Annotated in this window: 23 protein-coding genes; 7 read left to right on the forward strand and 16 right to left on the reverse strand. The window is 69.1% G+C overall.

What is annotated here, in order from left to right; all coding sequences use genetic code 11:
- Positions 1–128 precede the first annotated feature (128 nt).
- On the forward strand, positions 129–584 hold the full coding sequence (locus PHLH3_RS16690) for a hypothetical protein (protein WP_213624994.1): 456 nt from the start codon (positions 129–131) through the stop codon (positions 582–584).
- A gap of 34 nt (positions 585–618) precedes the next feature.
- Here PHLH3_RS16690 and PHLH3_RS16695 read toward each other — a convergent pair whose 3' ends face one another.
- The 6 genes from PHLH3_RS16695 to PHLH3_RS16720 all read right to left on the reverse strand — a co-directional run bounded on the left by PHLH3_RS16695 (position 619) and on the right by PHLH3_RS16720 (position 6,996).
- Positions 619–1,746 (reverse strand): acyl-CoA dehydrogenase family protein, encoded by a 1,128-nt coding sequence (locus tag PHLH3_RS16695; RefSeq protein ID WP_213624995.1) that lies wholly within the window; start codon positions 1,744–1,746, stop codon positions 619–621.
- An 11-nt stretch (positions 1,747–1,757) separates the two neighbouring features.
- Entirely contained in the window at positions 1,758–2,951 is a 1,194-nt protein-coding gene (locus PHLH3_RS16700; protein WP_213624996.1) for an acetyl-CoA C-acyltransferase, read from the reverse strand.
- Positions 2,952–2,961: 10 nt separating this feature from the next.
- Positions 2,962–3,729: a 3-hydroxyacyl-CoA dehydrogenase gene (locus PHLH3_RS16705; RefSeq protein ID WP_213624997.1), complete on the reverse strand. Its 768-nt coding sequence runs from the start codon at positions 3,727–3,729 to the stop codon at positions 2,962–2,964.
- A 16-nt stretch (positions 3,730–3,745) separates the two neighbouring features.
- On the reverse strand, positions 3,746–5,386 hold the full coding sequence (locus PHLH3_RS16710) for an AMP-binding protein (RefSeq protein WP_213624998.1): 1,641 nt from the start codon (positions 5,384–5,386) through the stop codon (positions 3,746–3,748).
- A 118-nt stretch (positions 5,387–5,504) separates the two neighbouring features.
- Positions 5,505–6,539, reverse strand: a complete 1,035-nt coding sequence (locus PHLH3_RS16715; RefSeq protein WP_213624999.1) for an AraC family transcriptional regulator — start codon at positions 6,537–6,539, stop codon at positions 5,505–5,507.
- 100 nt (positions 6,540–6,639) lie between these two features.
- A complete protein-coding gene (locus PHLH3_RS16720) occupies positions 6,640–6,996 on the reverse strand; it encodes a VOC family protein (protein ID WP_213625000.1) in 357 nt (118 codons plus the stop codon).
- A gap of 183 nt (positions 6,997–7,179) precedes the next feature.
- On the opposite strand from PHLH3_RS16720, the gene PHLH3_RS16725 reads away from it, so the two are divergent.
- Positions 7,180–8,985 carry a monovalent cation:proton antiporter-2 (CPA2) family protein gene (locus PHLH3_RS16725; protein WP_213625001.1) on the forward strand — a complete coding sequence of 602 codons (1,806 nt, stop codon included), beginning with the start codon at positions 7,180–7,182 and terminating at the stop codon, positions 8,983–8,985.
- A gap of 12 nt (positions 8,986–8,997) precedes the next feature.
- Here PHLH3_RS16725 and PHLH3_RS16730 read toward each other — a convergent pair whose 3' ends face one another.
- Positions 8,998–9,924: a pyridoxal-phosphate dependent enzyme gene (locus tag PHLH3_RS16730; protein ID WP_213625002.1), complete on the reverse strand. Its 927-nt coding sequence runs from the start codon at positions 9,922–9,924 to the stop codon at positions 8,998–9,000.
- 150 nt (positions 9,925–10,074) lie between these two features.
- Between PHLH3_RS16730 and PHLH3_RS16735 the strand changes: the two genes are divergently transcribed.
- Positions 10,075–10,392, forward strand: coding sequence for a hypothetical protein (locus PHLH3_RS16735; protein ID WP_213625003.1), 318 nt, complete (start codon positions 10,075–10,077; stop codon positions 10,390–10,392).
- A gap of 117 nt (positions 10,393–10,509) precedes the next feature.
- Positions 10,510–12,696: an EAL domain-containing protein gene (locus tag PHLH3_RS16740; protein ID WP_213625004.1), complete on the forward strand. Its 2,187-nt coding sequence runs from the start codon at positions 10,510–10,512 to the stop codon at positions 12,694–12,696.
- 74 nt (positions 12,697–12,770) lie between these two features.
- On the opposite strand, the gene PHLH3_RS16745 is transcribed toward PHLH3_RS16740, so the two are convergent.
- The 4 genes from PHLH3_RS16745 to PHLH3_RS16760 all read right to left on the reverse strand — a co-directional run bounded on the left by PHLH3_RS16745 (position 12,771) and on the right by PHLH3_RS16760 (position 16,862).
- A complete protein-coding gene (locus tag PHLH3_RS16745) occupies positions 12,771–12,974 on the reverse strand; it encodes a hypothetical protein (protein ID WP_213625005.1) in 204 nt (67 codons plus the stop codon).
- Positions 12,975–13,810: 836 nt separating this feature from the next.
- Positions 13,811–15,019: an MFS transporter gene (locus PHLH3_RS16750; protein WP_213625006.1), complete on the reverse strand. Its 1,209-nt coding sequence runs from the start codon at positions 15,017–15,019 to the stop codon at positions 13,811–13,813.
- A gap of 114 nt (positions 15,020–15,133) precedes the next feature.
- A complete protein-coding gene (locus PHLH3_RS16755) occupies positions 15,134–16,027 on the reverse strand; it encodes a LysR family transcriptional regulator (RefSeq protein ID WP_213625007.1) in 894 nt (297 codons plus the stop codon).
- Positions 16,028–16,208: 181 nt separating this feature from the next.
- Positions 16,209–16,862: a transcriptional regulator gene (locus PHLH3_RS16760; protein ID WP_213625009.1), complete on the reverse strand. Its 654-nt coding sequence runs from the start codon at positions 16,860–16,862 to the stop codon at positions 16,209–16,211.
- A 235-nt stretch (positions 16,863–17,097) separates the two neighbouring features.
- Between PHLH3_RS16760 and PHLH3_RS16765 the strand changes: the two genes are divergently transcribed.
- Positions 17,098–17,568 carry a hypothetical protein gene (locus tag PHLH3_RS16765; RefSeq protein ID WP_213625010.1) on the forward strand — a complete coding sequence of 157 codons (471 nt, stop codon included), beginning with the start codon at positions 17,098–17,100 and terminating at the stop codon, positions 17,566–17,568.
- Positions 17,569–17,676: 108 nt separating this feature from the next.
- Positions 17,677–18,306 carry a LysE family translocator gene (locus PHLH3_RS16770; RefSeq protein ID WP_213625012.1) on the forward strand — a complete coding sequence of 210 codons (630 nt, stop codon included), beginning with the start codon at positions 17,677–17,679 and terminating at the stop codon, positions 18,304–18,306.
- 258 nt (positions 18,307–18,564) lie between these two features.
- Here the strand turns inward: PHLH3_RS16770 and PHLH3_RS16775 are convergent, their stop codons facing one another.
- Positions 18,565–19,767 carry an NAD(P)/FAD-dependent oxidoreductase gene (locus PHLH3_RS16775; RefSeq protein WP_213625013.1) on the reverse strand — a complete coding sequence of 401 codons (1,203 nt, stop codon included), beginning with the start codon at positions 19,765–19,767 and terminating at the stop codon, positions 18,565–18,567.
- 359 nt (positions 19,768–20,126) lie between these two features.
- Between PHLH3_RS16775 and PHLH3_RS16780 the strand changes: the two genes are divergently transcribed.
- Positions 20,127–20,675 carry an Rrf2 family transcriptional regulator gene (locus PHLH3_RS16780; protein WP_213625014.1) on the forward strand — a complete coding sequence of 183 codons (549 nt, stop codon included), beginning with the start codon at positions 20,127–20,129 and terminating at the stop codon, positions 20,673–20,675.
- Between the two features lie 11 nt (positions 20,676–20,686).
- Here PHLH3_RS16780 and PHLH3_RS16785 read toward each other — a convergent pair whose 3' ends face one another.
- The 4 genes from PHLH3_RS16785 to PHLH3_RS16800 all read right to left on the reverse strand — a co-directional run bounded on the left by PHLH3_RS16785 (position 20,687) and on the right by PHLH3_RS16800 (position 26,466).
- Positions 20,687–23,050 carry a DNA polymerase II gene (locus tag PHLH3_RS16785; protein WP_213625015.1) on the reverse strand — a complete coding sequence of 788 codons (2,364 nt, stop codon included), beginning with the start codon at positions 23,048–23,050 and terminating at the stop codon, positions 20,687–20,689.
- A 71-nt stretch (positions 23,051–23,121) separates the two neighbouring features.
- Entirely contained in the window at positions 23,122–23,433 is a 312-nt protein-coding gene (locus PHLH3_RS16790; RefSeq protein ID WP_213625016.1) for a DUF2845 domain-containing protein, read from the reverse strand.
- Between the two features lie 83 nt (positions 23,434–23,516).
- On the reverse strand, positions 23,517–24,677 hold the full coding sequence (locus PHLH3_RS16795; protein ID WP_213625017.1) for a murein transglycosylase A: 1,161 nt from the start codon (positions 24,675–24,677) through the stop codon (positions 23,517–23,519).
- A gap of 256 nt (positions 24,678–24,933) precedes the next feature.
- Positions 24,934–26,466 (reverse strand): nucleobase:cation symporter-2 family protein, encoded by a 1,533-nt coding sequence (locus tag PHLH3_RS16800; RefSeq protein WP_213625018.1) that lies wholly within the window; start codon positions 26,464–26,466, stop codon positions 24,934–24,936.
- Between the last annotated feature and the right edge of the window lie 191 nt (positions 26,467–26,657).

Consider the following 26,657-nt stretch of genomic DNA (forward strand, 5'->3'; position numbering starts at 1 on the left):
GCCGGCTTTCACACAGGTGATGGGGACCGCTCCTACTTCCCATCATTCTTGAGCCCTTACAAAACCGCTCGCTAGAGTCCAGACGGCATGCCCCGCCGGGGCAGCTCAACCGCCGCGAGGACCTTGCCATGCCTGATGCCCGCCATTTCCCCCGACCGCACTTCGACGTGCTCATGCGCGATTCCCGCGCGCCAGAGCTGCCCGACAGCCCCCTTCGGCGCCTGGACCAGGCGCGCAGCCAGGAGACCCCACCCATGGAAGATTCGTTGAAGTTCCCCACGCTCGAGGACTTTCCCGAGGAGATCCTCGACATCCGCCCCGACTCCCCGGCGCAGGCCTGCCAGGCCCTGGGCGACTATCGCCTGGTGCAGGCCACCCACCTGGCCCAGCGCATCCGCGAGACGCTCGACGAGCATGACCCCGACACCGCCGGCGAACGCGCGCAGTACCAGGAGCAGCTGCTGTCCGGCCTCGAAGCGCTGCTGCTGGATGCCTACCTGATGTTCGGCCGCGCCCGGGAGGGCGACGAGCCGCCGCGCAAGACGCCGCTCGGCAGCGCCGAGACCCGCGCCACCTACCGCTGACCTCCGGGAGGCCGCGACGGCCTCCCACCCTCCCCTACAGGCTCCGTGCGATGACCAGGCGCTGCACGTCGCTGGTGCCTTCGTAGATCTGGCACACGCGCACGTCGCGGTAGATGCGCTCCACCGGGAAGTCCTTCAGGTAGCCGTAGCCGCCCAGCGTCTGGATCGCCGCCGAGCAGACCTTCTCCGCCATCTCCGAGGCGAACAGCTTGGCCATGGAGGCCTCGGTCAGGCAGGGCAGCCCCGCCTCCCGCAGGGCGGCGGCGTGATGCACCATCTGCCGCGCCACGGCGATCTGCGTCGCCATGTCGGCCAGGCGGAAGGCCACCGCCTGGTGCTCGATGATCGGCTTGCCGAAGGTCCTGCGCTCGTGGGCGTAGTCCCGCGCCGCCTCGAAGGCCGCGCGGGCCATGCCCACCGACTGCGCGGCGATGCCGATGCGCCCGCCCTCGAGGTTCGACAGGGCGATGCGATAGCCCTCGCCCTCCGCGCCCAGGCGCAGCGAGGCGGGGATGCGCACCCCGTCGAGCTGGATCTGGCAGGTGTCGGACGCATGCTGGCCGAGCTTCTCCTCCACCCGCAGCACCTGGTAGCCCGGGGTGTCGGTGGGGACGATGAACGCGCTGATGCCCTTCTTGCCGGCGGCCGGATCGGTCACCGCGAAGACGATCACCATCCCCGCGTGGCTGCCCGAGGTGATGAACTGCTTGGCGCCGTCCAGCACGTAGTGGTCGCCGTCGCGGCGCGCGCGGGTGCGCAGGTCGCTGGCATCCGAGCCGGCCTGGGGCTCGGTGAGGGCGAAGGCGCCGATCATCGAGCCTTCCGCCAGCGGGCGCAGGAAACGGCGCTTCTGCTCTTCGTCGCCGAACTTGAGGATCGGCATGCAGCCCACCGAGTTGTGCACGCTCATGATGGTGGAACAGGCGCCATCGCCGGCGGCGATCTCTTCCAGGGCCATGGCGTAGGCCAGGTGCCCGGTGGCCGCGCCGCCCCACTCCTCCGGCACCAGCATGCCGAGGAAGCCCAGCTGGGCCATCTCGCGCAGGGCTTCGCCGGGGAAACGGTGCTCACGGTCCCAGTCGGCGGCGAAGGGTTTCAGCCGTTCCTGGGCGAACTGGCGGGCGACGTCGCGTATCTGCAGGTCTTGTTCGGACGGGATCATCGTTCTCTCCTTCAGTCCATGCGCTCGATGGCCACGGCCGTGGCTTCGCCGCCGCCGATGCACACCGACGCGATGCCGCGCTTGTAGCCGTACTGGCCGAGGGCGCAGAGCAGGGTCACCAGCACCCGCGCACCGGACGCACCGATGGGGTGGCCGAGGGCGCAGGCACCGCCGTGGACGTTGAGCCGCTCGTGGGCGATGCCCAGGTCGCGCATGGCCACCATCGGCACCACGGCGAAGGCCTCGTTGATCTCGAACAGGTCCACCTGCTCCAGGGTCCAGCCGGTGCGTGCCAGCAGGCGCTGGATGGAGCCCACCGGCGCGGTGGTGAACAGCCCGGGGGCCTGGGCGAAGGACGCATGCCCGACGATGCGCGCCAGGGGCGTGAGGCCGCGCTTCTGGGCCTCTGACAGGCGCATCAGCAGCAAGGCCGCGGCGCCATCGGAAATGGAGCTGGAATTGGCGGCGGTGACGCTGCCCCCCTCGCGGAACGCCGGCTTCAGGGTGGGGATCTTGTCCAGCCGCGCCTTCGGCGGCTGCTCGTCGCCCGCGACCTCGCGCACCTCGCGGCCCGACCGGGCCTGCACCGCCACCGTCTCGGCGGCGAAGCGGCCTTCGGCCAGGGCCTTCTGCGCACGGGTCAGGGATTCGATGGCGAAGGCGTCCTGCTGCTCGCGGGTGAAGCCGTAGGCCTGGGCGCAATCCTCGGCGAAGGTGCCCATCAGGCGGCCCTTGTCGTAGGCATCCTCCAGGCCGTCGAGGAACATGTGATCGAGCACCTTGCCGTGGCCCATGCGGTAGCCGGAACGCGCGCGCTCCAGCAGGTAGGGCGCGTTGGACATGCTCTCCATGCCGCCCGCGACCACCACGTCGGCGCTGCCGGCGGCCAGCAGGTCGTGGCCGAGCATCGCCGCCTTCATGCCCGAGCCGCACATCTTGTTCACCGTCGAGCACACCACGCCCTGGGGCAATCCGGCGCCGAGGGCCGCCTGGCGCGCCGGCGCCTGGCCCTGGCCGGCCTGCAGCACGCAGCCCATCAGCACCTCGTCCACAGCGTCGGCGGCCAGGCCGGCGCGCGCCAGGGTGGCGGCGATGGCGGTGGCGCCCAGCTCGGCGGCGCTCATCTCGCGCAGGTCACCGAGGAAGCCGCCCATGGGTGTGCGTGCGGCACCGACGATGACGATGGGGTCGATCTTCGCGTTCATGCGGTTCTCCTTATTTCGCGGCCATGCGCAGCGCGCCATCCAGGCGGATGACCTCGCCGTTGAGCATGGTGTTGCCGATGATGTGCGCCACCAGCGCGGCGTATTCGTCCGGGCGCCCGAGGCGCGGCGGGAACGGCACGTCGGCGGCCAGGGAATCGCGCACCTCCTGGGGCATGCCGGCCATCATCGGCGTCTCGAAGATGCCGGGGGCGATGCACATCACGCGGATGCCCGAGCGCGCCAGGTCCCGCGCCAGCGGCAGGGTCATGGCGGCGACGCCGCCCTTGGAAGCGGAATAGGCGGCCTGGCCCATCTGCCCGTCGAAGGCGGCCACCGAGGCGGTGTTGATCAGCACGCCCCGCTCGCCCTCCTCGCCCGGCTCGTTGCCGGCCATGGCCTCGGCCACCAGGCGCAGCATGTTGAAGCTGCCGATCAGGTTGACCTCCACCACCCGGCGGAAGCTGTCCAGGCCGTGCACGCCCTTGCGCCCCAGCACCTTCTCGGCGGGAGCGATGCCGGCGCAGTTGATGAGCCCGTGCACCGCGCCGAAGGCCTCGACGGCGGCAGCGACGGCGGCCCGCGCCTCGTCCTCGCGCGTGATGTCGGCACGCTGGAAGCGGGCGTTGTCACCCAGCTCGGCCGCGCGGGCGGCGCCGGCCTCGGCATTGATGTCCACCAGCAGCACCCGGGCGCCCTGTGCCAGCAACGCGCGGGCGGTGGCCAGGCCGAGGCCGGAGCCACCGCCGGTGATCAGGAAGGTCTTGTTTTCTATACGCACGTCGGTAGCTCCTGGGTCATGGGTGGGCGGCACGCGCCTGGGCGCTGGCGACTTCCTGGTTGCGCAGGAGGAAGCGCTGGATCTTGCCGCTGGGTGTCTTGGGCAGTTCCGCGACGAACTCGATCTCGCGTGGGTAGGCGTGGGCGGACAGCCGCTTGCGGACGTGTTGTTGCAGCGCCTCGGCCAGGGAGGCGTCCCCGACGTGGCCGGGCTTGAGCACGACGAAGGCCTTGACCAGTTCGGTGCGCTCCGGGCACGGCTTGCCGATCACTGCCGCCTCGACCACCGCCGGGTGTTCGATCAATGCGCTCTCCACATCGAAGGGGCCGACCCGGTAGCCGGAGGTGGTGATCACGTCATCCGAGCGACCGACGAAGGCGATGCTGCCGTCGGCATTCAGCTCCACGGTGTCGCCGCTCAGGTAATAGTCGCCGACGAAGGCCCGGGTGGCGGTGCCCAGGTAGCCGGGGAACCAGAACAGCGGCGAGCGGGCGCGGTCGATGGCGAGGATGCCCGGCTGCCCCGCCGGCAGTTCGCGCCGGGCCTCGTCGAGCACCACCACGCGATGCCCGGGCACGGCGAAACCGGCGGCGCCGATGCGCACCGGGTGCGCCAGCTCGTGGTGATTGCACAGCACCATGCCCATTTCGGTCTGGCCGTAGTGGTCGTGGATGGTGGCGCCCAGGCCGTCGGCGAACCAGCGGATCACCTCGGGCGTCAACGGCTCGCCGGCACTGCTCACCGCGCGCAGCCGGCCCTTGAGCTCCGGTTCCACCTGCTCCTTCGCCGCCAGCAGCAGGCGGAAGGCGGTAGGCGAGCCGGCCAGGTTGGTGATGCCGAGCTCGCGGATGATCCGGCAGGTGCTCTCGACGCTGAAGCCACCCTCGAAGAAGGTGGTGGCGTGGCCCATGGCCAGCGGCCCGGTCACGGCGTAGTAGAGGCCATAGGCCCAGCCCGGGTCGGCCAGGTTCCAGAAGCGGTCGTCCTCGCGCAGGCCCACCGCGTCGCGCATGTAGCCGACGAAGGCGAGGATGGCCCGCAGCGGCACCTGCAGGGCCTTGGGCAGCCCGGTGGTGCCGGAGGTGCACATCAGCAGGAAGGGGTCGTCGGCACGGCGCATGACCGGCTCGAAGTCACTGTCCTGGCGTTCGAGGGCCCTCCAGAAGGCGCAACCGGCGGCGCCAGTGGCACCGACGCTGAGGATCGCCGGCACCTGCGCCACCTCGTCCAGCTTGGCGCGGTTGGCGGTGTCCACCACCACCAGGCGCGACTGGCCGCACTGCAGGCGGTGCTCGATGGCCTTGGGCCCGAAGGCGGTGAACAGCGGCTGGTAGACGGCCCCGGCGCGCCAGGTGCCGAGGATGGCGACCAGCAGCTCCGGGGTACGCGGCAGCAGGCCGGAGACGCAGTCCCCCGGGCCGATGCCCAGTTCGCGCAGATGGTGGGCGAACCGGGCACTGGCTTCCTTCAGGCGGGTGAAGGTCCAGTCCTCGCGGCGGCCGTCGCGGCCTTCCCAGACCAGCGCGACGCGCTCCGCGTCGGCGTGGCGGTCACAGCATTCGATACAGGCGTTGAGGGCCTCCGGCGTGCCCGCCAGGGTGGCGGCGAACGCCTCGGCCAGGTCGAACCGGCGTGCAGCTTCGTGGTAGTCGCGCATGGACGGTGACTCCGCATTGTTCTTGTAGTGGGCGGAATCTTCGGACCGGCCTGGCCCGCCGGCAATGTCGAATGGCGCCAACCTCGGCGAGCATTTTTGACAACGGCCACTGGCCAGCTCAGGTCGTCGGCGGGCCCGGGTGCATCAGCTCGCGGTATTGCCCCGGCGTGGTGCCGGTCCATTTGCGGAACGCCTTGTAGAAGGCGCTGGCATCGGCGAAGCCCAGCTCGAAGGCCAGTTCGGCGAAGTTGCCCTCGCCGCTGTCCAGCCTGGCGATGGCCAGGTCGCGGCGCACCTGGTCCTTGAGCGCCTGGTAGGACTGGTCCTCCAGCGCCAGCTTGCGGCGCAGGGTCGAGGGCGCCATGAAGAAGTGGCTGGACAGTGCCTCCAGGTCCGGCCAGCGCTCGGGGCGCAGGCTGCGCAGGTAGGCGCGGATGCGGGCCGCCAGGCTCTGCGGGTCGCGGTAGCGCACCAGGATGTTGGCCGGCGCGCCACCGAGGAAGCGCTTGAGCTCGCGCTCGCTGCGGCGCACCGGCAACTCCAGGCAATCGGCGTTGAACAGCAGGCGCGTGCGCGGCCGGGCGAAGCGCAGGTTGTCGCTGAACATCACCCGGTAGTCCTCGATGTACTCGGGCGCCGGGCAACGCAGGTCGATGGCGAGGATGGGGATGCGCCGCCCGGCCAGCCAGCAGGCCAGGCCGTGGACGATCATCCACAGGGTGAAATAGGCGAAGGCGCGCTGGGCCTCGCCCGGCGCCTCCTCCAGCACGATCTCCGCCATCCCGCCCTGGCGCACCAGGCGCGGCGAAAGGCCGTCGAACACCAGGTCGAGGAAGCCGAGCACGCCCTCCAGCGCCGCCCCCACGCTGGGCTCCTTCAACGCCGCGCGGGCCATGAAGGCGAAGCTGCCGGACTTCATGCGCCTCGGGTTCATGCCGAAGAACTCATCGTCCATGCATTCGGCCAGGCGCAGCCAGAGGCGCGCGTACTGCTGCGAGGAAACCCGTCCATAAGGCCGCTCCAGCGCCTCGGCGGCGATCCCGGCATGCCCCAGCAAGGGCGCCGGGTCGAGCCCGCGGGCACGCAGCTCCAGCAGGGCCTCGCGGACCAGCTGGACGGAAATGGTGCCTTTCTCGACGACGGTGCCTGCCATGGTTCCCGGGTGCGTGCGATGGGGAGGCCGATTGTAGGGGAATGGCGAAGTGGGCACGACCGCCCCTTTCTCAGGTCCCGCCCGCAAACGCGGGGGCCCGCTAGAGATGCTCCAGCACATTCAGCACCCGCCCCGCCGGGTCGCGCACGAAGAAGCGCCGCACGCCCCAGGGCTCGTCGGTCAGCGGGTGGACGATCTCCGCCGCCAACGCCAGGGCGCGCCGGTGGGCCTCCTCCACGTCGTCCACCTCGACGGACAGGTCCGGCATCGGCGTACCCGAACCGCCTTCGCTGGCCAGGCTCAATTGCGGGCGCATGCGCACCCCCTCCTGGGACGCCAGGGTGAGAATCCAGCCGTGGTCCATCACCAGGTCGAGGCCCAGCAGGCGGCGATAGAAGTCCGCCAGCGCGGCGGGATCGGGGGTGGCGAAGTTGGCCACCAGGCGTAGCACGTTCATGGCAGTGGGCTCCTTGTCCGGGACCGCAGCAGGATAGCCGCCCGTCGCGCGGCAGCCAGGATTTTCGCGCCCCGCGCCAACCGGACACAGGGCCGCGCCGTGACAGCGGCGGCCCGCAACCCCTATCCTTGCGCCCTCTGCCGCTCCGTCGGATCTTTCGTAAGCCAGCCCAAGGAAATTCCCATGCCCCATGAAGGCAGCTCGTTGCAGGTCGCCGTGGTCTTCCTGCTCGCCGCCGTCCTTGCCGTGCCGCTCGCCAAGCGCCTGCAACTGGGGGCCGTGCTCGGCTACCTGCTGGCCGGCGTGCTGATCGGCCCCTCCGTGCTGCGCCTGGTCAGCGACCCGCAGAGCGTCAGCCATCTGTCCGAGCTGGGCGTGGTGCTGCTGCTGTTCATCATCGGCCTGGAGCTCTCGCCCCGGCGCCTCTGGGTCATGCGTCGCTCGGTGTTCGGCGTCGGCCTGGCCCAGGTGCTGCTCACCGGCGCGCTGATCGCCGGCATCGCCTACCTGGTCTTCGCCCGCACCTGGCAGAGCGCCGTGGTGCTCGGACTGGGCCTGGCGCTGTCCTCCACCGCCTTCGGCCTGCAGATCCTCGCCGAACGCAAGGAGCTGACCAGCCCCCACGGTCGCCTGGCCTTCGCCATCCTGCTGTTCCAGGACATCGCGGCCATCCCGCTGATCGCCCTGATCCCGCTGCTCAGCGGTGCCACCGCCGCCCGCGAGGACGGCGGCCAGCTGGCCCACCTCGCCGAGGTGGTTGGCAGCATCGGCCTGGTGGTCATCGGCGGGCGCTACCTGCTGCGCCCGGTGTTCCGCGTGGTGGCGCGCACCGGCCTGCAGGAGGTGTCCACCGCCACCGCGCTGCTGGTGGTGATCGGCACCGCCTGGCTGATGGAGCTGGCCGGCGTGTCCATGGCCCTCGGTGCCTTCCTCGCCGGCCTGCTGCTGGCGGACTCGGAATACCGCCACGAACTGGAAGCCCAGATCGAGCCGTTCAAGGGCCTGCTGCTGGGGCTGTTCTTCATCAGTGTGGGCATGAGTGCCGACCTCAGCCTGCTGCTGGGCCAGCCGCTGCTGGTGCTGGGCCTCACGGCACTGCTGATCGCCGTCAAGTTCCCGGTGCTCTACCTGCTCGGCCGCAGCGCCGGCGGGCTCACCCGGCAGAGCGCGCTGCGCCTGGGCGTGGTCCTGGCCGCCGGGGGCGAGTTCGCCTTCGTGGTGTTCAAGATGGCCCGCGACCAGGGCCTGTTCGAGGCGCGCCTGCACGGTTTCCTGGTGCTGGCCATCACCCTGTCCATGGCGCTGACGCCGCTGCTGATCCTGGCCATCAACCGCCTGGTCAAGGCCAGGCCGGCATCGGTCCACGTACCGCCGGAGTACGAGCAGATCGACAGCGACTCGCCCCGGGTGGTGATCGCCGGCACCGGCCGCATGGGCCAGATTGTCGCCCGTGTGCTGCGCGCCCAGCGCGTGCCGTTCCTGGCCCTGGACACCTCGGTGGAGACCATCGAGCTGTCCCGCAGCCTGGGCCGCATGCCGATCTTCTATGGCGATCCGCTGCGCCCGGAGATCCTCCGCGCGGCCAAGGTCGACAAGGCCGAGTTCTTCATCGTCGCCACCGACGACCCGGTGACCAACCTGAAGACCACCGAGCTGGTGCGCCGCCTCTACCCGCACCTGAAGATCATCTCCCGCGCCCGTGACCGCCAGCACGTGCATCAGTTGCTCGACCTCGGCGCCCAGCCGGTGCGCGAGACCTTCCATTCCAGCCTGGAAATGAGTCGCCAGGTGCTGCTCGGCATGGGCCTGGACGAGGAGCAGGCCAATGCGCGCATCCGCCGCTTCCAGCGCCACGACGAGGAAGTGCTGGCCGCCCAGCACAAGGTGCATGGCGATGCCGCCGCGATGATGCAGACCGCCCGCGAGGCACGCGCCGAACTGGAGACCCTGTTCGACACCGACCGCATCGAGGAACAGGGCGTCAAGTGACCGTCCGGCCGCTCATTCTTCCGGCTGGGCGGCCTTCCAGGCGCTGATCTGCTCCAGGCTGGCGGTCACCCCGCCGCACACCACCACCATCACCCGTTCGAAGTCTCGCAGCGCCTCGTCCCCCGCATAGGCCAGGGCCAGCGCCGCGCCACAGGCCGGCTCGACGAGAAGGCGCTGCTCATCGAGGAAGCGCTCGCAGGCCTGCAGCGCCGCGCGGTCGCTGACCACCCGCGCCCGCACCGGGTGGCTGCGCCCCAGTTCGAAGGCCCGCTCGCACACCTGCTTCGCCCCCAGGGAGGTGGCCACGCTGTCGATGCGCTCCAGCTCGATACGCCGGCCGGCCTCCAGTGACCGGGCGAACGACGCCGCACCGGCGGTTTCGGCAGTGATCACCGGCACCGCGCCCCAGCCGTTGCGCTGCAAGCCTTCCACCACGCCGCTGAACAGCCCGCCGCCGCCCACCGAAAGCAGCACCGCGTCGGGCTGCAAGCCGCTGGCGGCAACCTCGTCCACCAGGGTCGCGTGGCCCTGCCACAGAAGCGCGTCGTCGAAGGGATGGATGAAGGCATCCGCCTCGCCCAGCATCGATTGCGCCAGGGCATTGGCCTCGTGCCAGGCCTTGCCGTGGACGATCACCTCGGCGCCCTCCTGGCGGATCAGCGCCCTGGCCCGCTCGGTGGTGGTTTCCGGCACCACCACCGTCACCGGGATCGACAGGCAGCGGCCGGCGAAGGCCACGGCGATGCCCGCGTTGCCGCCGGAGGACGAGATGAAGCGCCGCGTGCCCCGGCGTGCATGGAGCTCGCAGGCGGCGCCGATGCCGCGCAGCTTGAACGAGCCCGCCGGCTGCAAGGCCTCCAGCTTCAGCCACACTTCGGTGCCGGCGGCCAGGCTCAGGGAGCGGGAATGGATCAGCGGGGTCTGGATGTGCAGGGGCATGGAGGGCTCGCGCGGCGCAGGTGGGGGCGTCAGTCTCGCCCGGCGGGCACCAGGGCGTCTTGTACGTTCTTGCAGCGCGACGACGTCTCAAATTCCTTGAGCAACCCACCCAGGCGACGGTCTACCCCTTGTCCCCCTCAGGAAGTCCCCATGGAGAAGACGCCCGACCGCACCCACCTCGCCGGCCTGGAAATGGCCAGAGCCCTGATCGGCTCGGGTGCCCCACACGACCTGGCACAGCGGCTCGACGAGGCCATCGCCCGGGCCCGCGAAAGCACCCCGGGCACTGGCGACGGCATCTTCGAGCTGGAACGCATCGCGCGACAACTGGAGGCCGGTGGCGCCATCGACCCACCGCCGATGTTCTCCGGCCGCCTGGACGCCCCGCTGCGCCAGGGCACGTCCATCGCGCTGATGCTGATCCACCGACGGCTGGCCAAGCTGCGCGAACCGGCGATCGAGGACTGACGGCCGGCAATGTACGCAGCCGTCCGTCCGCTGGTACCTGCCCGGGGCTGGCGCACCGCACCTCCCATCTATCCTTAGGGCGTTGCTACAGGGAGTGATCATCGACAGGAGGTTGCCATGCGTTGTCCCTCGCAGCTGCCGAACGAAGCCGAGCGCTTGCGTGCACTCGTCGACTACGGCCTCGACGACGAACGCGTCGTCTCCAGCCTCGACCCTGTGGTGCGTATCGCTGCCAGGATGTTCGACATGCCGCTGGCTGCGGTGAACATGATAGGAAGCGACCACGTGTTCTTCGCCGCCAGCACCGGTGTCGGCAAGGTGGACATGCGCCGCGACATGTCCTTCTGCGCCCACGCCATCACCCAGGACCAGGTAATGGTGGTGCCGGACGCCACCCGCGACGAGCGCTTCCACGACAACCCGCTGGTACTGGGCCCCACCCACCTGCGCTTCTACGCCGGTGTGCCCTTGCTCACCGCCGATGGCCTGCCGCTGGGAGCGCTGTGCATCATCGACGACCAGCCCCACCTGGATTTCTCGGAAGACGACCGCGAGCGCCTGCGAGAGCTCGCGCGCATGGCCACCGACCGCCTGGAACTGCACCGCATCGAGAAGAGTGCTCGGCGAAAGCGCCCGGCCTTCGAGACCTACGCCGGGCAGTCGGACACCCCGGTGCTCTGGTTCGACCACCGTGGCCAGATCCTCGCCTGGAACCCCGCCGCCGCCAGCTTGCTGGGCTACGCCCCGGAGGAAGGGGTCGGGCTGCCGGTGGAGGCGCTGCTGGCGGTGGCCGAGCGCCCGCCCTTCCTGGCGCTGATCCGCCGCGCTGTGACCGCCGGCTATTTGGCCGACCCGAACACGCCGACCACCCTCAAGGGCCTGCACAAGGACGGCAGTGAGTTCGACCTGGGCATGTCGCTGTCCTCCTGGAGCGAGAAAGGGTATCCGCGCTTCGAGGCGGTGCTCACCGACGACAGCCAGCGCCAGCAGGAAGAAGCCGAGCTGCGCCGCCTGGCCACTTTCGACGCCCTCACCGGGCTGGCCAACCGCGGCTGCTTCTACCGCCGCGCCGAAGAAGCCCTGCTGGCGCCCGAGCCGGTGACGGTGCTGATGATCGACCTGGACGGGTTCAAGGACGTCAACGACACCCTGGGCCACCTGATCGGTGACGGCATCCTGCGGGAGGTCGGAACCCGCCTGGCCCCCCTAGCGGGCCCTGACGACCTGGTGGCACGCATCGGCGGCGACGAGTTCGCCCTGCTGCTCACCGGCGTCACCGAGCCCGAGTCCGCGCTGCGGGTGGCCCAAGAGGCCATCGGCGCCATCGCCCGTCCGATCCATATCGACGGCCACGAGGTACGGGTGGCCGCCAGTTGCGGCCTGGCGCTGGCGCCGCTGCACGCCCTCGAGGCCCTCGAACTGGTGGGCGACGCCGACCTGGCGCTGTTCAAGGCCAAGGGCAACGGCCGCAGCCAGGTGGCCGCCTTCACCCCCGAACTGCGCATGGAGGCCGTGAGTCGTCACCTGCACGCCATGGAGTTGCACAAGGCGGTGGAGAATGGCGAGTTCGTGCTCTTCTACCAGCCCCAGGTGCGCCTCAGCGATGGCTCACTGCGGGGCGCCGAGGCGCTGATCCGCTGGCAGCACCCCGAGCGCGGATTGCTGGCGCCCGACGCCTTCCTCTCCGCCCTGGAAGGCAGCCCCCTGGCCGCCAGGGTGGGCAACTGGATTCTGAACGAGGCCTGCGCGCAATTGGCCTTCTGGCGCAACAACGGCGCCGAAGACATGCGCATGGGCGTGAACCTGTTCAGCGCCCAGTTCCACGTCGGCGACCTGGTGACCGAGGCGCTGGAGGCCCTGGCCCGCTATGGCCTGCCTCCCGAAGCGCTGGAACTGGAGGTCACCGAGAACATCGTGCTGGACAACGACGACATCGTGCTGGAGACCCTGCAGCGCCTGCGCACCCATGGCGTCGGCATCGCCTTCGACGACTTCGGCACGGGCTACGCCTCGCTGATCCTGCTCAAGACCTACCCCCTGAGCCGGATCAAGATCGACCGTTCCTTCGTCCAGGGCATGCTGGAATCACGCCGCGACGCCTCGGTGGTCCGCGCCATCCTCGACATGGCCCGCAGCTTCGACCTGGAGACCATCGCCGAAGGCATCGAGACCGATGCCCAGCGTGACCGGCTCAAGCTGGAGCGCTGCGGCGAGGGCCAGGGCTACCTGTTCTCCCGCCCCCTGTCCGCCCAGGCCTTCACCGAGGCGTACCACATCCGCCCGACGGTGCGCACCGGCAGTTGAATCCGGCAGCGAACCGCGGAAACGACAAAGGGCGCCTCAGGGCGCCCTTTCGCAACGGTGTAAACCGGCCGGGATCAATGCCACCAGCGCGGCAGGCCTTTGCGTTGTTCTTCGCTGCTGTGGCCACGGTCGACCTGGGTTTCGGCGGCGGAGGCACGGTCGCTCGCGGCGTCCTTGAAGGCGCGCTCGATCGAGCCGTGATGGTCGGCGGCGCTGACGCTGAAAGCGCTGCCGGCAACGACGGCGGCAAGCAGGGTGGCGGTGAAGTAGCGGCTCATGATGGGTTCTCCTAAGGGGATGGGGTGAGTGATTCGACGGGGCCAGTTTCGCGTCGCCGTCGCGTCCTGGGAAACGCAATCGGTCACTAGTGGATATCAGCGAAATCGATTCCCCGGAGCACCGCCCCCTGTGGGAGCGAACTCATTCGCGATGGAGCATCCGGCCATGCGCAACCAGGTGCCGGCTGCGGCCTCTTCGCGGCTGAAGCCGCTCCCACGAGAGGTGCCTGCAATCCTGTGGCCGCAAGGCAGGCTGATGGGTGAATGAATTGGCTCTGTCTGCATTAGCTGCCGTGAACTTAATGCGAAGCCTCAAGCATGGCATTCATGACTCCCCGTCACGCCCACCGCGTGGGTTTCGCTTCGCTCTACGCCACCCTACGGAAGCCGTTGCGCCCCGAGCGTGATGCGCACCTCGATGAAGATTCTGGCGAAGACGTTGGAGCAGCGGCCAAACGCCCCTTTCAGGAGGCCGAGCGCAATCGTCGTTTCAGGGGTTGAGCGACATGGATGTCGCGAGAGCCGCGATGGGCCAGGGATGGCCCTTCGCGGCGTGCCCCTGGACGACGCTTGCGGCGAACGCACTTCAGTGCGGCCCGAAGGGCGAGCGCAGCGAGTAACGATGATGGAGCGAGGGAACCCGACGCAGTCGGGCCGTATGCAGGGGCGAGCGCTTTTGGTTACTTTTCTGTGGTTCGGCATCCCGACGCTTGAGAAAAGTGACTCGCCCGGGGGGCGAAACAGAAACCATCAGCAAAACTCGGCAATCGGCTTGGCCAAAGCTTCTATCAACACCTGACGCCGGCAGATCCAAGAGAATTCGCCCCTACACCCCGTCACCCCACCTGGGCTTCGCCCCGTGCGCCCTGGCGGGCATGCAGGCCGAAGGCGACCAGTGCCAGCAGAGGCAGCGCGGCGCCGACCAGGGCGATGGCCTGCCAGCCACCCTGCTCGAACAACAGGCTGGCGATGGAGGAGCCGATGGCGCCGCCGATGAAGATGCTGGTCATGTACAGCGCGTTCAGGCGGCCACGGCTGGCGGCATCGAGGGCATAGACCTCGCGCTGGCCGAGGACCATGTTCATCTGCACCGCGAAGTCCAGCAGCACGCCGGTCAGCGCCAGCCCCACCACGCCCCAGGGCAGGCCGAACAGCGCGGGCAGGAAGCTGAGGATGGCCAGCAGCATGGCGAGACGCGACATGCCACGGGTATGGCCCGCATCCGCCAGGCGCCCGGCGATGGGCGCGGCGATGGCACCGATGGCGCCGACCAGGGCGAACAGCGCGATCTGCGACTGGGACAACCCGTGGTTGCGCGACAGCTCCAGTGGCACCGCGGTCCAGAACAGGCTGAAGGTACCGAACATCAGCGCCTGGTAGAGCGAACGCTGGCGCAGCACCGGCTCGCGACGGAACAGGTGCCAGAGCGAGGCCAGCAGCTGCCCATAGCTGGCGCGGTGATCGGGCCGCCGGCTGGGCAGCGCCACGGCCACGACCACGGCGATCACCAGCATCAGCCCGGCGGCGCCGAAGAACACCGCACGCCAGCCGAAATGGTCGGCCACCACGCTCGACAACGGCCTCGCCAGGAGGATGCCCAGCAGCAGCCCGCCCATGATCCCGCCGACCACCCGGCCCCGCGACTCCTCCGGTGCCAGGTGCGCGGCCAGGGGGATCAGCATCTGCACCGATACCGAGCTGAAGCCGATCAGCGCCGACACCAGCAGCAGCGGGCCGGGCGCCTGGGTCAGCGCCATGCCCACGAGGCTGGCGAAGGTCACGCCGATGGTGGCGATCATCAGCCGGCGGTTCTCCAGCAGGTCCGCCAGGGGCACCAGGAAGAACAGGCCGAGGGCGTAGCCGACCTGGGTCAGGGAGACGATCAGGCTGGCGCCGTGGGTGGAGATGCCGACGTCGGGCGCGATCAGCTCGATGATCGGCTGGGCATAGTAGATGTTCGCGACGATGGCGCCGCAGCAGATGGCGAAGAGCAGCACCAGGCCACGGCTGATCGCCTGGGGCGCGGAATGGCTGGAAGGGGTCATAGGAGGGTCCTCGGGGTGGAACGGTTCGTGGCGCCTATCCTGGGCAAGAGCGCCGCCCGGGGGAATCCGTTCGCTGCGCAAAGCGGCTTTGCCTTTTGCGCAATGCCAGGCGCCTCAGAGCAGGCCGCCGACGAACGCGATGAAGGCCGCGACCCGCCGCGAGGCACGGTGGCTCGGCAGGTAGAGCGCGGTGATGAGCGAGCGGGTGTCGTCCGCGTTGATCCGCTGCCCCGGGAACAGCGACAGCAGGCGACCCGCGGCGATGTCGTCGTCCACCAGCCAGTCCGGCAGCAGGGCCACGGCCGAGCCGGCCAGCGCCACCTCGCGCAGCACCTCGATGTTGTTGCTGCGCATCCGCCCACGCACCGGCACGCGGACCTCGCCCTCGGGCCCCTGGAAGGTCCAGACCTGGCGCGCGGCGCCATAGTTGAAGCGCAGGCAGTCGTGCTCGGCCAGCTCCAGCGGCTGCGCCGGGGTGCCCCGTTCCGCGAGGTAGGCCGGGCTTGCCACCACATGGCGGCGGAACTCGCCGAGGGTCCTGGCCACCACGCCGTCCATGGGCGCAGCCGCCCCGAGGCGGATCGACAGGTCGACCCGCTCGCCGAGCAGGTCGACGATTTCGTCGGTGAGGGTGATGTCCAGCTCCAGGCGCGGGTGACGCGCCAGGAGCGTACCGATATGCGGCGAGATCATGCGCCGGCCGAAGGCGGTGGGCACCGAGACCCGCAACGGCCCGCTGGGCTCGTCACCGCCGTCCGTCACCGAGGCGTCGGCCTCGGCCAGGTATTCCAGCACCTGGCGCGCGCTCTGGTAGTAGGCGGCGCCGGCCTCGGTGACCGTGACCTGGCGGGTCGAGCGGTTCAGCAGCACCGTGCCCAGTTCCTGCTCCAGGGCATCGACCATGCGTGTCACCGAGGAGGTGGCCAGCCCGAGGCCCCGCGCGGCCGCCGAGAAGCCCTTGGCGTCCACGGCGGCGACGAACATCTTCAGGGCCAGCAGCTTGTCCATGTGGGCTCCGGGGCATTGGCAGAACCGGCGGGGCCGGGCTCGGGATCGACGGATGATACGCGGGGAAGGCCCGCGAAGCATCCGGCCGCATGCGGCTGGCACCCCGCCGCTGCGCTTCTGGACTGCTACTCCCGCCCTGTCATTCCAAGGAGAGAACGGTGAGTTGAGCGCTCGCCGCGACTCAACGCGGACTGACGCGATACACGCAGCGGGAGGCATTGGCCAGCAGGTGCTGTTCGCGGACCACCCGGGCCTCGTCGCCGATGATTTCCTGGAACAGTTGCAGCTCGGATCGGCAGAAGCCCTGGCAGGCCTGCGCCGCCACGCAGATCGGGCAGTGGTCCTCGATCAGCAGCCAGTCGTCGCCATCGCGCTCGACCCGCGCCATGTAGCCCTCGCTCGAGCGCACCTCGGCCAGTTGCTCCAGGCGTTGCATCAGGTCGCGGCCGGTATAGGCCTGGCGGTAGGCCGCACGCGACTCGGCCTCGCGCTGGCAGATCAGCCGGTCCAGCCCCTCCTCGCCGAACAGCTGGCGCACCGAAGCGATCAGCTGCACCGTGAGCTGCGCATGGGTATCGGGAAAACGCGCATAGCCGGAATCGGTCAGCACCCAGCTCTGGCGTGGCCGCCCCGCACCGGAAACCGGCTCCTGGCGCCCGGCCAGCAGCCCGGCCGCCACCAACTTCTGCACCTGCTGGCGCGCCGCCTCGGGCGTCATCTCCAGCACCTGGGCCAGGGTGGCGGTGGACAGCGGGCCACGGGTCTTCACCAGCAGCAGGATGCGGTCGGCCGTCGAGGCAGTGGAAGCGGTGGCGGGGTCGTGGGCAGGGGTCAAGGCGAGGTCCGGATATCCAAGCGAATGGTTGCATATTAGAGAGGTGACCGGAGCGCGTCGAGCGGCCACGCAGGGCACGCGCTGGGTAGCTTCTTCCCACGGCGCCGCGCCTGCCCTTCCCACGCCATCCTTTGGCTGGCTGGGGCGGGCGCGCGGTGGCGTCTAGCCTGCCCCTACCGCCCCGCGCCAAGGACAGCCACCGGGCGACCGCACTCCGAAAACAAGGAACGACACGATGAATCCCTACGGAACCGCCCTGAAGATACTGGCCCTGCTCGGCCTGGGCATCTGGTCCCTGGCCTCCTCCGCCTTCACCCCCTGGGGACCCTTCACCGCCACCGGCCCGCTTGCCGTCAAGTACAACCCGGCCCTGCCCGCCGCGACTTGCACCCTCACCGTGCAAGGCTTGGCCAACGGCGGAGTGGCGCAGCTCAATACCGCGACCATCGGCGGCACCAACCCAATCTGCTCGACCATCGCCGTACGTGGCTTGCCCTGGAGCTGGCAACCGACCAGTGCCACGGCCGTTAACGTCTCCGGCATGAGCATCAGGATCGGCACGGTTACCTGCGGTACCGGCGCCACCGTGCTGGCCACGAGCTGGAGCAACACCACCAGCAGCCTGGGGGCAACCAGCCAGCCCTGGGGCGGCTGTACGTTGCAAAGCCTGACGCTGACCACCTCGCCCGCGCTGACCCTTCCCTGAAGCCGGGTGTTGCTCGAAAAAAAGTGCAGCTGTAACGGGTGACGCGCGCGGCGGCCGGGTAGTGTTGCGCGACCGGCCGCACCTGCGGCATCGCCCTGGATCGCAGCCATGCCCGACCTCGACACCTTCGTGATCTTCACCTGCGCGGTAGCGCTGCTGCTGGCATCGCCGGGACCGAACATGGCGTTCGTCATCAGCCATGGCGTTTCCCACGGTTGGCGTGGCGGTGTAGCCGCAGCGCTGGGCATCAGCCTGGCGGATGCGATCCTGACCCTGCTCACCGCCGCCGGCATCACCGGCCTGGTGGCGGCCTGGCCGCCCTCCTTCGACATCATCCGCTTCGCAGGCGCGCTCTATCTCGCCTGGATGGCCTGGAAGACCCTGCGCAGCGACGTCACCGCCGGCGGCTCCCGCGTGGAGTGCGTGCCTTTGAAGACGGTGCTGGTCCGCGCCACCCTCAACAGCCTGCTCAACCCCAAGGCGTTGCTGTTCTTCATCGTCTTCCTGCCGCAGTTCGTGGTGCCGGGGCATGGCGCGATCAGTGCGCAGCTCCTGCTGCTGGGCGCCCTGCTCACCCTGCTGGCCTTCATCTTCCACGTGGGCCTCGGGCTGTTCGGCGGCGCCATGAGCCGCCGCCTCGGCGGGCGCGGGCGCCTCGCCGGCCTGCAGAAATGGGGGTTGGCCAGCCTGTTCGGTGCCCTCGCCCTGCGCCTGGTGGTGATGCAGCGCCCGGCTTGATGCGGGGCGCATCGCGAGCAGGGCTCGCTCCTGCGGGCGTTGCCTGGGGATGGCTCTTCCGTGGGAGCGGATGCATCCGCGAATCGTCGCCCGTTTGCACGGTGCGGGCTTGTAACCGCATGGGTTTCGCTTCGCTCTACCCATCCCACGGGTGTGCATACGGTGGGTCGGGCGGCGTTTCGTGAGCATCGCGCACCCCATCAATGCAAAAAACCCCGCCGGTCCTGCGACCGGCGGGGCATGGGGTGATGTCCTGGCTTATGCGACGACCGGGATCAGCGGGTCGGCTGCCGCCAGCGCTTCGGCACGGTTGGCCGCCGGCGGGTAGATCCACACGCTGTTGATCTGGGTCTTCAGTCGCTTGCCTTCCTCGCGCTCGAGCTTGACCTGGCGATCCCAGCCTTCGGTGTACACGGCGCCCCAGGCACCGAGGTCCAGGCAGGTGACGTACTTGGGCTGGCTGTAGGGAATGGGCTCGACGCCGAGCAGGTCGGCAGCGACGTTGTTGCCGGCCGAGCGCCCCAGGGCGATGGCGTGCTGGCAGGACATCAGGGCGAAGTGGCCCAGGTCGTCGCAGGCGGCGTAGGCGACGTCCCCCGTGGCGTAGACCGCGTCCTGGCCGATCACCTTGAGGCTGCGGTCCACGTGCAGGCGCCCCTGCGCATCGCGCTCGGCGGGGATCTGCTCGGTCAGCGCGCTGGCGCGCACGCCCACGGTCCAGACCACGGTGTCGGCGTCGATGCGGCGGCCATCGGCGAGGGTCACGCCGCCGGCATCCACCGAGGCGACGCTGGCATCCAGGCACCATTGGATGCCCAGCGCTTGCGAGGCCTCGATGATCTGCGCGCGTGGCCCCTCGCCCAGGGCAGCGCCGATGCGGCTGCCACGGTCGACCACGATGACCTGCACCTCGGCGTCGGCGCCCAGGGCCTCGCGCAGGCGGGCCGGCATTTCGGTGGCGGTCTCGATGCCGGTGAAGCCGCCACCGGCGACCACTACCGTATTGCGGGCCCGGGTGGCCGGACGCGAGCCGAGCGCGCGGATGTGCTCTTCCAGGCGCATGGCTTCTTCGATCTGGTCGACGTCGAAGGCATGCTCGACACCGGCCATCTTCGGCCGGACCACGCTGCTGCCGGTGGCCAGGACCAGGCGGTCGTAGGCCAGTTCGGCGGCCGCGCCCCGCTCGTCACGGTAGGCCACGCGCTGGCCCTGCACATCGATGCGATCCACCAGCCCCTTGACGAAGCGCACGCCGACGGTGGCGAACAGCTCGCCCAAAGGCGCCTTCATGCGGTGCACGCCGGCTTCGTAGAAGCGCGGGCGGACGCGCAGCTCGGCCTGGGGCGCGAGGACGGTGACCTCGACATCGGTGCGGCCATGGATGTCCAGCAGGCGGGTGGCGCTGAGTGCGCTCCACAGGCCACCGAAGCCTGCACCGACGATCAGGATGCGCTGTTTCATGCTCGTTTCTCCAACGGGTAGGGTCGTGTTCGGTTCGAATGGGGTCGGGCTCTCGACGGCGCCAATGGCAAGACCGGGTTCAGTTGCACCGCGTGGCGACATCGATCGTCGATATCTACGACTATATTGATCGTAGTTTTTGCCGGCAAGCATTTTTTCTTTGCCCTCACCCACACGCGCTCGCCATGCTGCTGTCTGCACCGCTCAGGGATGCGCCCCGATCCCGCTCTCGCGACCTTGTGCCATGGGCATCGGCGGCGACGGACGGCATTCCCATCCATCGCCGACCAGGGCGCCTCCCTTGAGGCAACTGAATGCAACTCGCACTATAGATGCGACCCGATAAGTCGGAGTTATGAATGTCTCTCTACAGCGCAGGGGTCGAGTACGGCATCCACTGCCTGCTCTTTCTCGTGGACGAGCGCGGCGACAGCCGTGAAGCCAGCGTGCGTGACATGGCCGAGCTCCAGGGCGTGCCCCAGGAGTACCTGGCGAAGGTCTTCACCAAGCTGGCCAAGGCCGGGCTGGTGGCGGCCACCGAAGGCGTGCGCGGCGGGTTCCGCCTGGCCCGTCCTTCGGACGAGATCACGGTGCTGGACATCGTCCGCGCCATCGATGGCAACAAGTCGATCTTCGAATGCCGCGACATCCGTGGGCGTTGCGCGCTGTTCGAAGGGTCGCCGCCGGACTGGGCGCTGGAAGGCACCTGCTCGGTCCACGCGGTGATGCTGACGGCGCAGAAGCGCATGGAAGAAGCGCTGGCCCAGCAGACCATCCTCGACATCGCCCGCCGCGTCGGCCGCAAGGTGCCCGCCGAGTTCGGCGCACAGGTCGCCGAGTGGATGGAGGAACGCCAGCAGAACCGCACGGGCGGTGATTCGATCCCCCTGGTCAATCTCCCCGACTGACCGGGCGAGGCTCAGAACAGGTCGAGCTGGCCGTCGACCAGGCGGCTGAAATCGCCCTGGACGAAGGGCAGGATGGCCTCCGCCACCGGCTGCAGCTGGCGCGTGACGTAATGGTCGTAGTCGATGGCGGCGCGGCGGTTCTCCAGCGGCTCGGGCCCGGCCACGGTGATCAGATAGCTGATCCAGCCACCGTTCTGGTACTGCCGGGGTCGACCCTGGCTGTCGTTGTACTCATCGGCCAGGCGCGCAGCGCGCACATGGGGCGGGACGTTGCGCTCGTAGTCGTCCAGGCGACGGCGCAGGCGCTTGCGGTAGACCAGCAGGTCGTCCAGCTCGCCGGCCAGGGTGCTGCGCACGTAGTCGCGCACATAGTCCTGGTAGGGCTCGCGGTTGAAGATGCGCAGGTACAGTTCCTGCTGGAAACGCTGGGCCAGGGGCGACCAGTCCGTGCGCACCGTCTCCAGGCCCTTGAAGACCATTTCCTCGCTGCCATCGGCACGCACCACCAACCCGGCGTAGCGCTTCTTGCTGCCCTCCTCCGCGCCTCTCACCGTGGGCATCAAGAATCGCTTGTAGTGGGTCTCGTATTGCAGCTCCAGCGCGCTCTCCAGGCCGTACTCGGCCAGCAGGTGCTCGCGCCACCACAGGTTGACCCGCTGCACCAGCGCGCGCCCGATGGCCGCGGCCTCCTCTTCGCCATGGGCGGCGCCCAGCCAGACGAAAGTGGAGTCGGTATCGCCATAGATCACCTGGTGCCCCTGTGCCTCGATCAGCGCGCGGGTGCGGCGCATGATCTCGTGGCCGCGCAGGGTGATGGACGAGGCCAGGCGCGGGTCGAAGAAGCGGCAGCCGCTGGAGCCGAGCACCCCGTAGAAGGCGTTCATGATGATCTTCAGGGCCTGGGACAGCGGCTGGTTGCGCTCGCGCTTGGCCGTCTCCCGCCCCTGCCAGACCCGCTCGACGATCGACGGCAGGCAATGCCGCGTGCGCGAGAAGCGTGCCTCGCGGAACCCCGGCACCGAGTGCTCGTCGTCAGGCTGGCGCAGGCCCTCCACCAACCCCACCGGATCGATGAGGAAGGTGCGGATGATCGAGGGGTACAGGCTCTTGTAGTCCAGGACCAGCACCGACTCGTACAGCCCGGGACGCGAATCCATGACGAAGCCACCCGGGCTGGCCTCGGGCATGCGTTCGCCCTGGTTGGGCGCGACGAAGCCCTGGCGGTGCATCAGCGGCATGTACAGGTGGCAGAAGGCGGCGACCGAACCACCGCTGCGGTCGGCGGGCAGGCCGGTGACCGTGGCACGTTCGAGGAGGAAGGTGAGCAGCTCGGTCTTTTCGAAGATGCGCGTCACCAGCTCGCAGTCCTTGAGGTTGTAGCGCGCCAGGGCGGGCTTGTCCTCGGCGAACATGCGGTTGATCTCGTCCATGCGCTGGTAGGGGGTGTCGATGGCCTTGCCTTCGCCAAGCAGGGTCTGGGCGACGTTCTCCAGGCTGAAGGACGGGAAGCTCCAGGTGGCCGAACGCAGCGCCTCGATGCCATCGATGATCAACCGGCCCGGTGCCTCGGCGAAGTAATGGTTGTTGCGGCTGCCGTGCTCGCGCCAGCCCATGGCCTCGCCGCCACGCCCCAGGCGCAGCGGTACCTTGAGGCGCTTGGCGTGCTCGTTGAGCACGCGCAGGTCGAACTGCACCAGGTTCCAGCCGATGATCGCGTCCGGGTCGTGCTCGACCAGCCACTGGTTGAGGCGTTCGAGCAGTTGCGCGCGGTCGTCGCAGTACTCCAGGGCGAAATCCACCTCGCTGGCGTCGCCGTTGGCCGGGCCGAGCATGTAGACCTGGCGCTGGCCACAGCCTTCCAGGGCGATGGAATAGAGCTCGCCGTGCAGGGTGGTCTCGATGTCCAGGGACACCAGGCGCAGGCGCGGGCGGTAGTCGGGCGCGGGCTTCATCTGCCCGTCCACCAGGGCGCCCTCGGCATCGGGCATGCCGCCGAACAGCACCGGCGCGGTGATGAAGCGCTCCATCAGGTAGCGCTCCGGCGGGCGGATATCGGCTTCGAATACGTCGACGCCGGCCTGGCGCAGGGCCTTGTCCAGGCCGATCAACTGGCGGTGTTGCTGGCAGTACAGGCCGAGCACCGGACGATGGCGGAAGTCGCAGAGCCCCAGCGGCCGCAGCTCGACGCCGCGCTCGTTGCGCAGCAGCGCTTCGGCGCGCTCGCGCTGCTGGGCGGGGATGAAGGCGACGGACGTCTGCGGCGCCAGGCGCAGGTAGCGGGGACCATCGTCGGTGGCCAGCCAGAACGCCACTTCCGTGCCCGCGGGCGTATCGCGCCAGTGCCGGGTCAGGACGAAGCCCTGCTGTAGTTCCACCTTGTGACCTCGGAGAAAGATTCAGGGGCGCGATTCTACGTGGCGCGGCCGGCTCGCGCCTGCCCCATCGGCTAGTCGCGCGAACTCCTGACTTCCTTCAGCTTGCCTTCGATGAAGCGCAGCTCGCGGGTCATGCCGTTGCGCGGGCCGTAGGTCCAGATGTCCACGGTCACCGCATTGAGCTTTGGCACCCCGTTGTTGCGCAGGGCCGGCAGCGTGCGCACGCGGCTGTCGGGCTCGCCGCACTTGCGCAGCACGTCCTCCAGGCTGTCCTCCTGCTGCACCAGGCCCCCGCTGCAACGCAGGGTCAGGGCCTGGGCCGGGGCGACCCAGGCGGCTGCGAGCACGAGGGTCAGCAGGGCATGGGGAATGATGCGGTTCATGGAGTTCCTCCTTCGCGGTCAGCGCTTGATCGCCTGCTACCTATAGACCAAAGGGTGGCGCCGGGTGCTTCGCATGCACCGGCTCAGGGTGTCTCCGGCAGCGGCATGCCCTTGGGCCAGAGCATCCAGATGCGCCCTTCCTGCTTCATGTTGCCGGCCAGTTCACCCGCCTCCTGGCCGGTGCCCCAGAACAGGTCCGCGCGCACTTCGCCGACGATGGCGCCACCGGTGTCCTGGGCGGCGACCGGGCGCACCACGGGCGAGCCGTCGTCGGGACGTGTGGTGGAGAGCCAGAGCAGGCTGCCCAGCGGGATCACCTTGCGGTCGATGGCCACGCTGTAGCCGGCGGTGAGCGGCACGTTGAGTGAACCGCGCGGGCCTTCGTTACTGTCCGGGCGGGCGCTGAAGAATACGTAGCTGGGGTTGCTGGCCAGCAGCTCGTCGACCCGCCCGGGATTGGCGACGGCCCATTCGCGGATGCGGCCCATGCTCACCTCCTCCTTCTGCAGCAGCCCCTGCTCCACCAGCCAGCGGCCGACGGGGCGATAGGGGTAGCCGTTCTGGTCGGCGTAGCCGATGCGCAACTGGCGGCCGTCGTCGAGCTGGATGCGCCCGGAACCCTGGATCTGCAGGAACTGCAGGTCCATCGGGTCATTGAGCCAGGCCAGCACCGGCGCCTTCACGCCCTGGCCACGGATGGTGGCGGCATCGTCGTAAGGCTTGAGCACGCGGCCTTCGAGGCGGCCTCGCAGGCGCTTGCCCTTGAGTTCGGGGTAGATCTCGTCCAGGGCGACGACGATGAGGTCGTCCGGCACGCCGTAGACCGGCACCTGCCCCTGCTCGGTGCGCCGCAGGTGGCCGGGGTAGACGGGTTCGTAGTAGCCGGTGATCAGGCCGTGCTCGCCCTTCCCCGCCGAGCGCAGGCTGTAGGGCTGGAGGTTGGCACCGATGAAGGCGCGGACGGCGCCGGCCTCCATCGGCACCGGCGCAGCGGCGGCACAGGTGGCGGACCAGACCGGGTCCTTGGCCAGGCGCGTGCAGGCCGAACGCCAGGCGGCGAAGCCATTGAGCAGTTCCTCGTCGGCCGTGGCGGGCACCTGGCTCCAGTCGACGGCGAGGTAGGTGGTGGCCTTGGCCGGCGGCGTCGGCTTCTCGGGTTCGCCCTGGTCGCAGCCGGCCAGTAGCGCAGCGAGGGGAAGGAGGCAGCAGAGGGTTCGGCGCCAATGGCGCAAAGCTGGGGTCACGCGGGGAATCCTGGGCGGTTGGGACGAAGCGCGTAGCTTGGTGAAGGTGCCAGCCCAGGTCAAACGCAACGGCCCGGGCAGCGGCAACAAAGCGTTATCAGAGATTGCAGGAAGGCCCCGGGGTTCCCTGCGCTCTTCTTCCGACGCCCATTCGTGAGGCGGGACGTAGGGGCGTGTCACATGAACAAGAGCCTCGCGATGCCCCAAACGAAGAACCCGGCCACTGGGGCCGGGTCCGGTTCATCCAGGATGCGCGTCAGTGCACCGCGTCGGCCTGGCTGCGCGTCGGCCTTGGCGCGTGGCTTCCATGATCGTCGTCATCGGCCAGCGGCACCTCGTTGCCGGCGGCGTCGTACAGCTTGCCGTTCTGGAAGTAGTCACCGTCGTTCAGCGCGGCGATGTCGGTGTAGCGCAGGCTGCGCTCGTGGCCGGCGGAGATCACCGAAGGCTGGTCGGGGTTGCCGGCGGTGAACTGGTTGAACACTAGGTTCAGCAGGATGGCCATGATCGCCGCCGAGCTGATGCCGGAGTGGAAGATGGTCTCGAACCAGGCTGGGAAGTGCTCGTAGAAGCTCGGCGCGGCGATCGGGATCATGCCGAAGCCGAGGGCGGTGGAGACGATGATCAGGTTCATGTTGTTGCGGTAGTCGACCTTGGCCAGGGTGCGGATGCCACTGGCGGCGACGGTGCCGAAGAGCACGATGCCGGCACCGCCGAGCACGGAGGTCGGCACGGCGGCGATCACCCGCCCCATGACCGGCAGCAGGCCCAGGGTGACCAGGATCAGGCCGCCGGTGGCGACCACATAGCGGCTCTTCACGCCGGTGACGGCGACCAGGCCGACGTTCTGGGCGAAGGCGCTCTGGGTGAAGGAGCCGAACAGGGGCGCCAGGACGCTGGACAGCATGTCGGCGCGCAGGCCATTGCCGAGGCGCTTGGAGTCCACCTTGGTGCCGATGATCTCGCCGACGGCGAGGATGTCGGCCGAGGTTTCCACCAGGGTCACCAGGATCACGATGCACATCGAGAGGATCGCGGCGAAATGGAAGGTCGGCATGCCGAAGTGCAGCAGCGAGGGCATCGCCACGATCGGGCCTTCAGCGACCTTGGAGAAATCGGTCAGGCCCAGTGCCATGGCGATTAGCGTGCCGATCACCATGGCCAGCAGAATCGACAGGCGCGAGATGGTGGAGCTGCCGATCTTGCTCAGCAGCAGCACGATCGCCAGGGTCATGCCGGCCAGGCCGATGTTGGTCATGCTGCCGAACTCGGGCGACTGGCTGTTGCCGCCCATGGCCCAGCGCGCGGCGACGGGCATCAGCGTCAGGCCGATGGTGGTGATCACCACCCCCGTGACCAGTGGCGGGAAGAACTTGGTGACACGGGAGAAGATGGGTGTGATCAGCAGGCCGATCAGCGACGCGGCCATCACCGCCCCGAGGACGGACTGGATGCCGCCCTCGCCGTTGTTGCTGCCGAGGATGGCGATCATGGTGGCGACGCCGGCGAAGGAAACGCCCTGGACGAGGGGCAGCTGGCAGCCGAAGAACGGCAGGCCGAGGGTCTGGAGCAGGGTCGCGAGGCCGCCGGCGAACAACGAGGCGGCGATCAGCAGGCCGATCTCGGAGGGGCTGAGCCCTGCCGCCTGGCCGAGGATCAGGGGAACGGCAACGATACCGCCGTACATGGTGAGAACGTGCTGCAATCCATAGGCGAGGTTGGCGCCGATGCCAAGGTTCTCGTCTTCCGGACGTGGTGCGACGGACGTAGCTTGGGAGAGCTTGTTCATGGGGAGGTGCACTCACTTCTTGTCGTTGTTGTGGGCGCAATGTAAACAAAAGTGTCCCCATATGGCTAGCACGTTGTATACAAAAAATGCGCATATGAAAAAGACAATTCCTGACCGATTGGTCATAACCCCGTATCCACGCGGGCTGAGGCCTGCACGGGGAAATTGGCCGAACGGGCGAATACCCTTTT

Source organism: Pseudomonas sp. Pc102, assembly GCF_018408275.1.
In the GTDB taxonomy this organism is placed as follows: Bacteria; Pseudomonadota; Gammaproteobacteria; order Pseudomonadales; family Pseudomonadaceae; genus Metapseudomonas; species Metapseudomonas tohonis.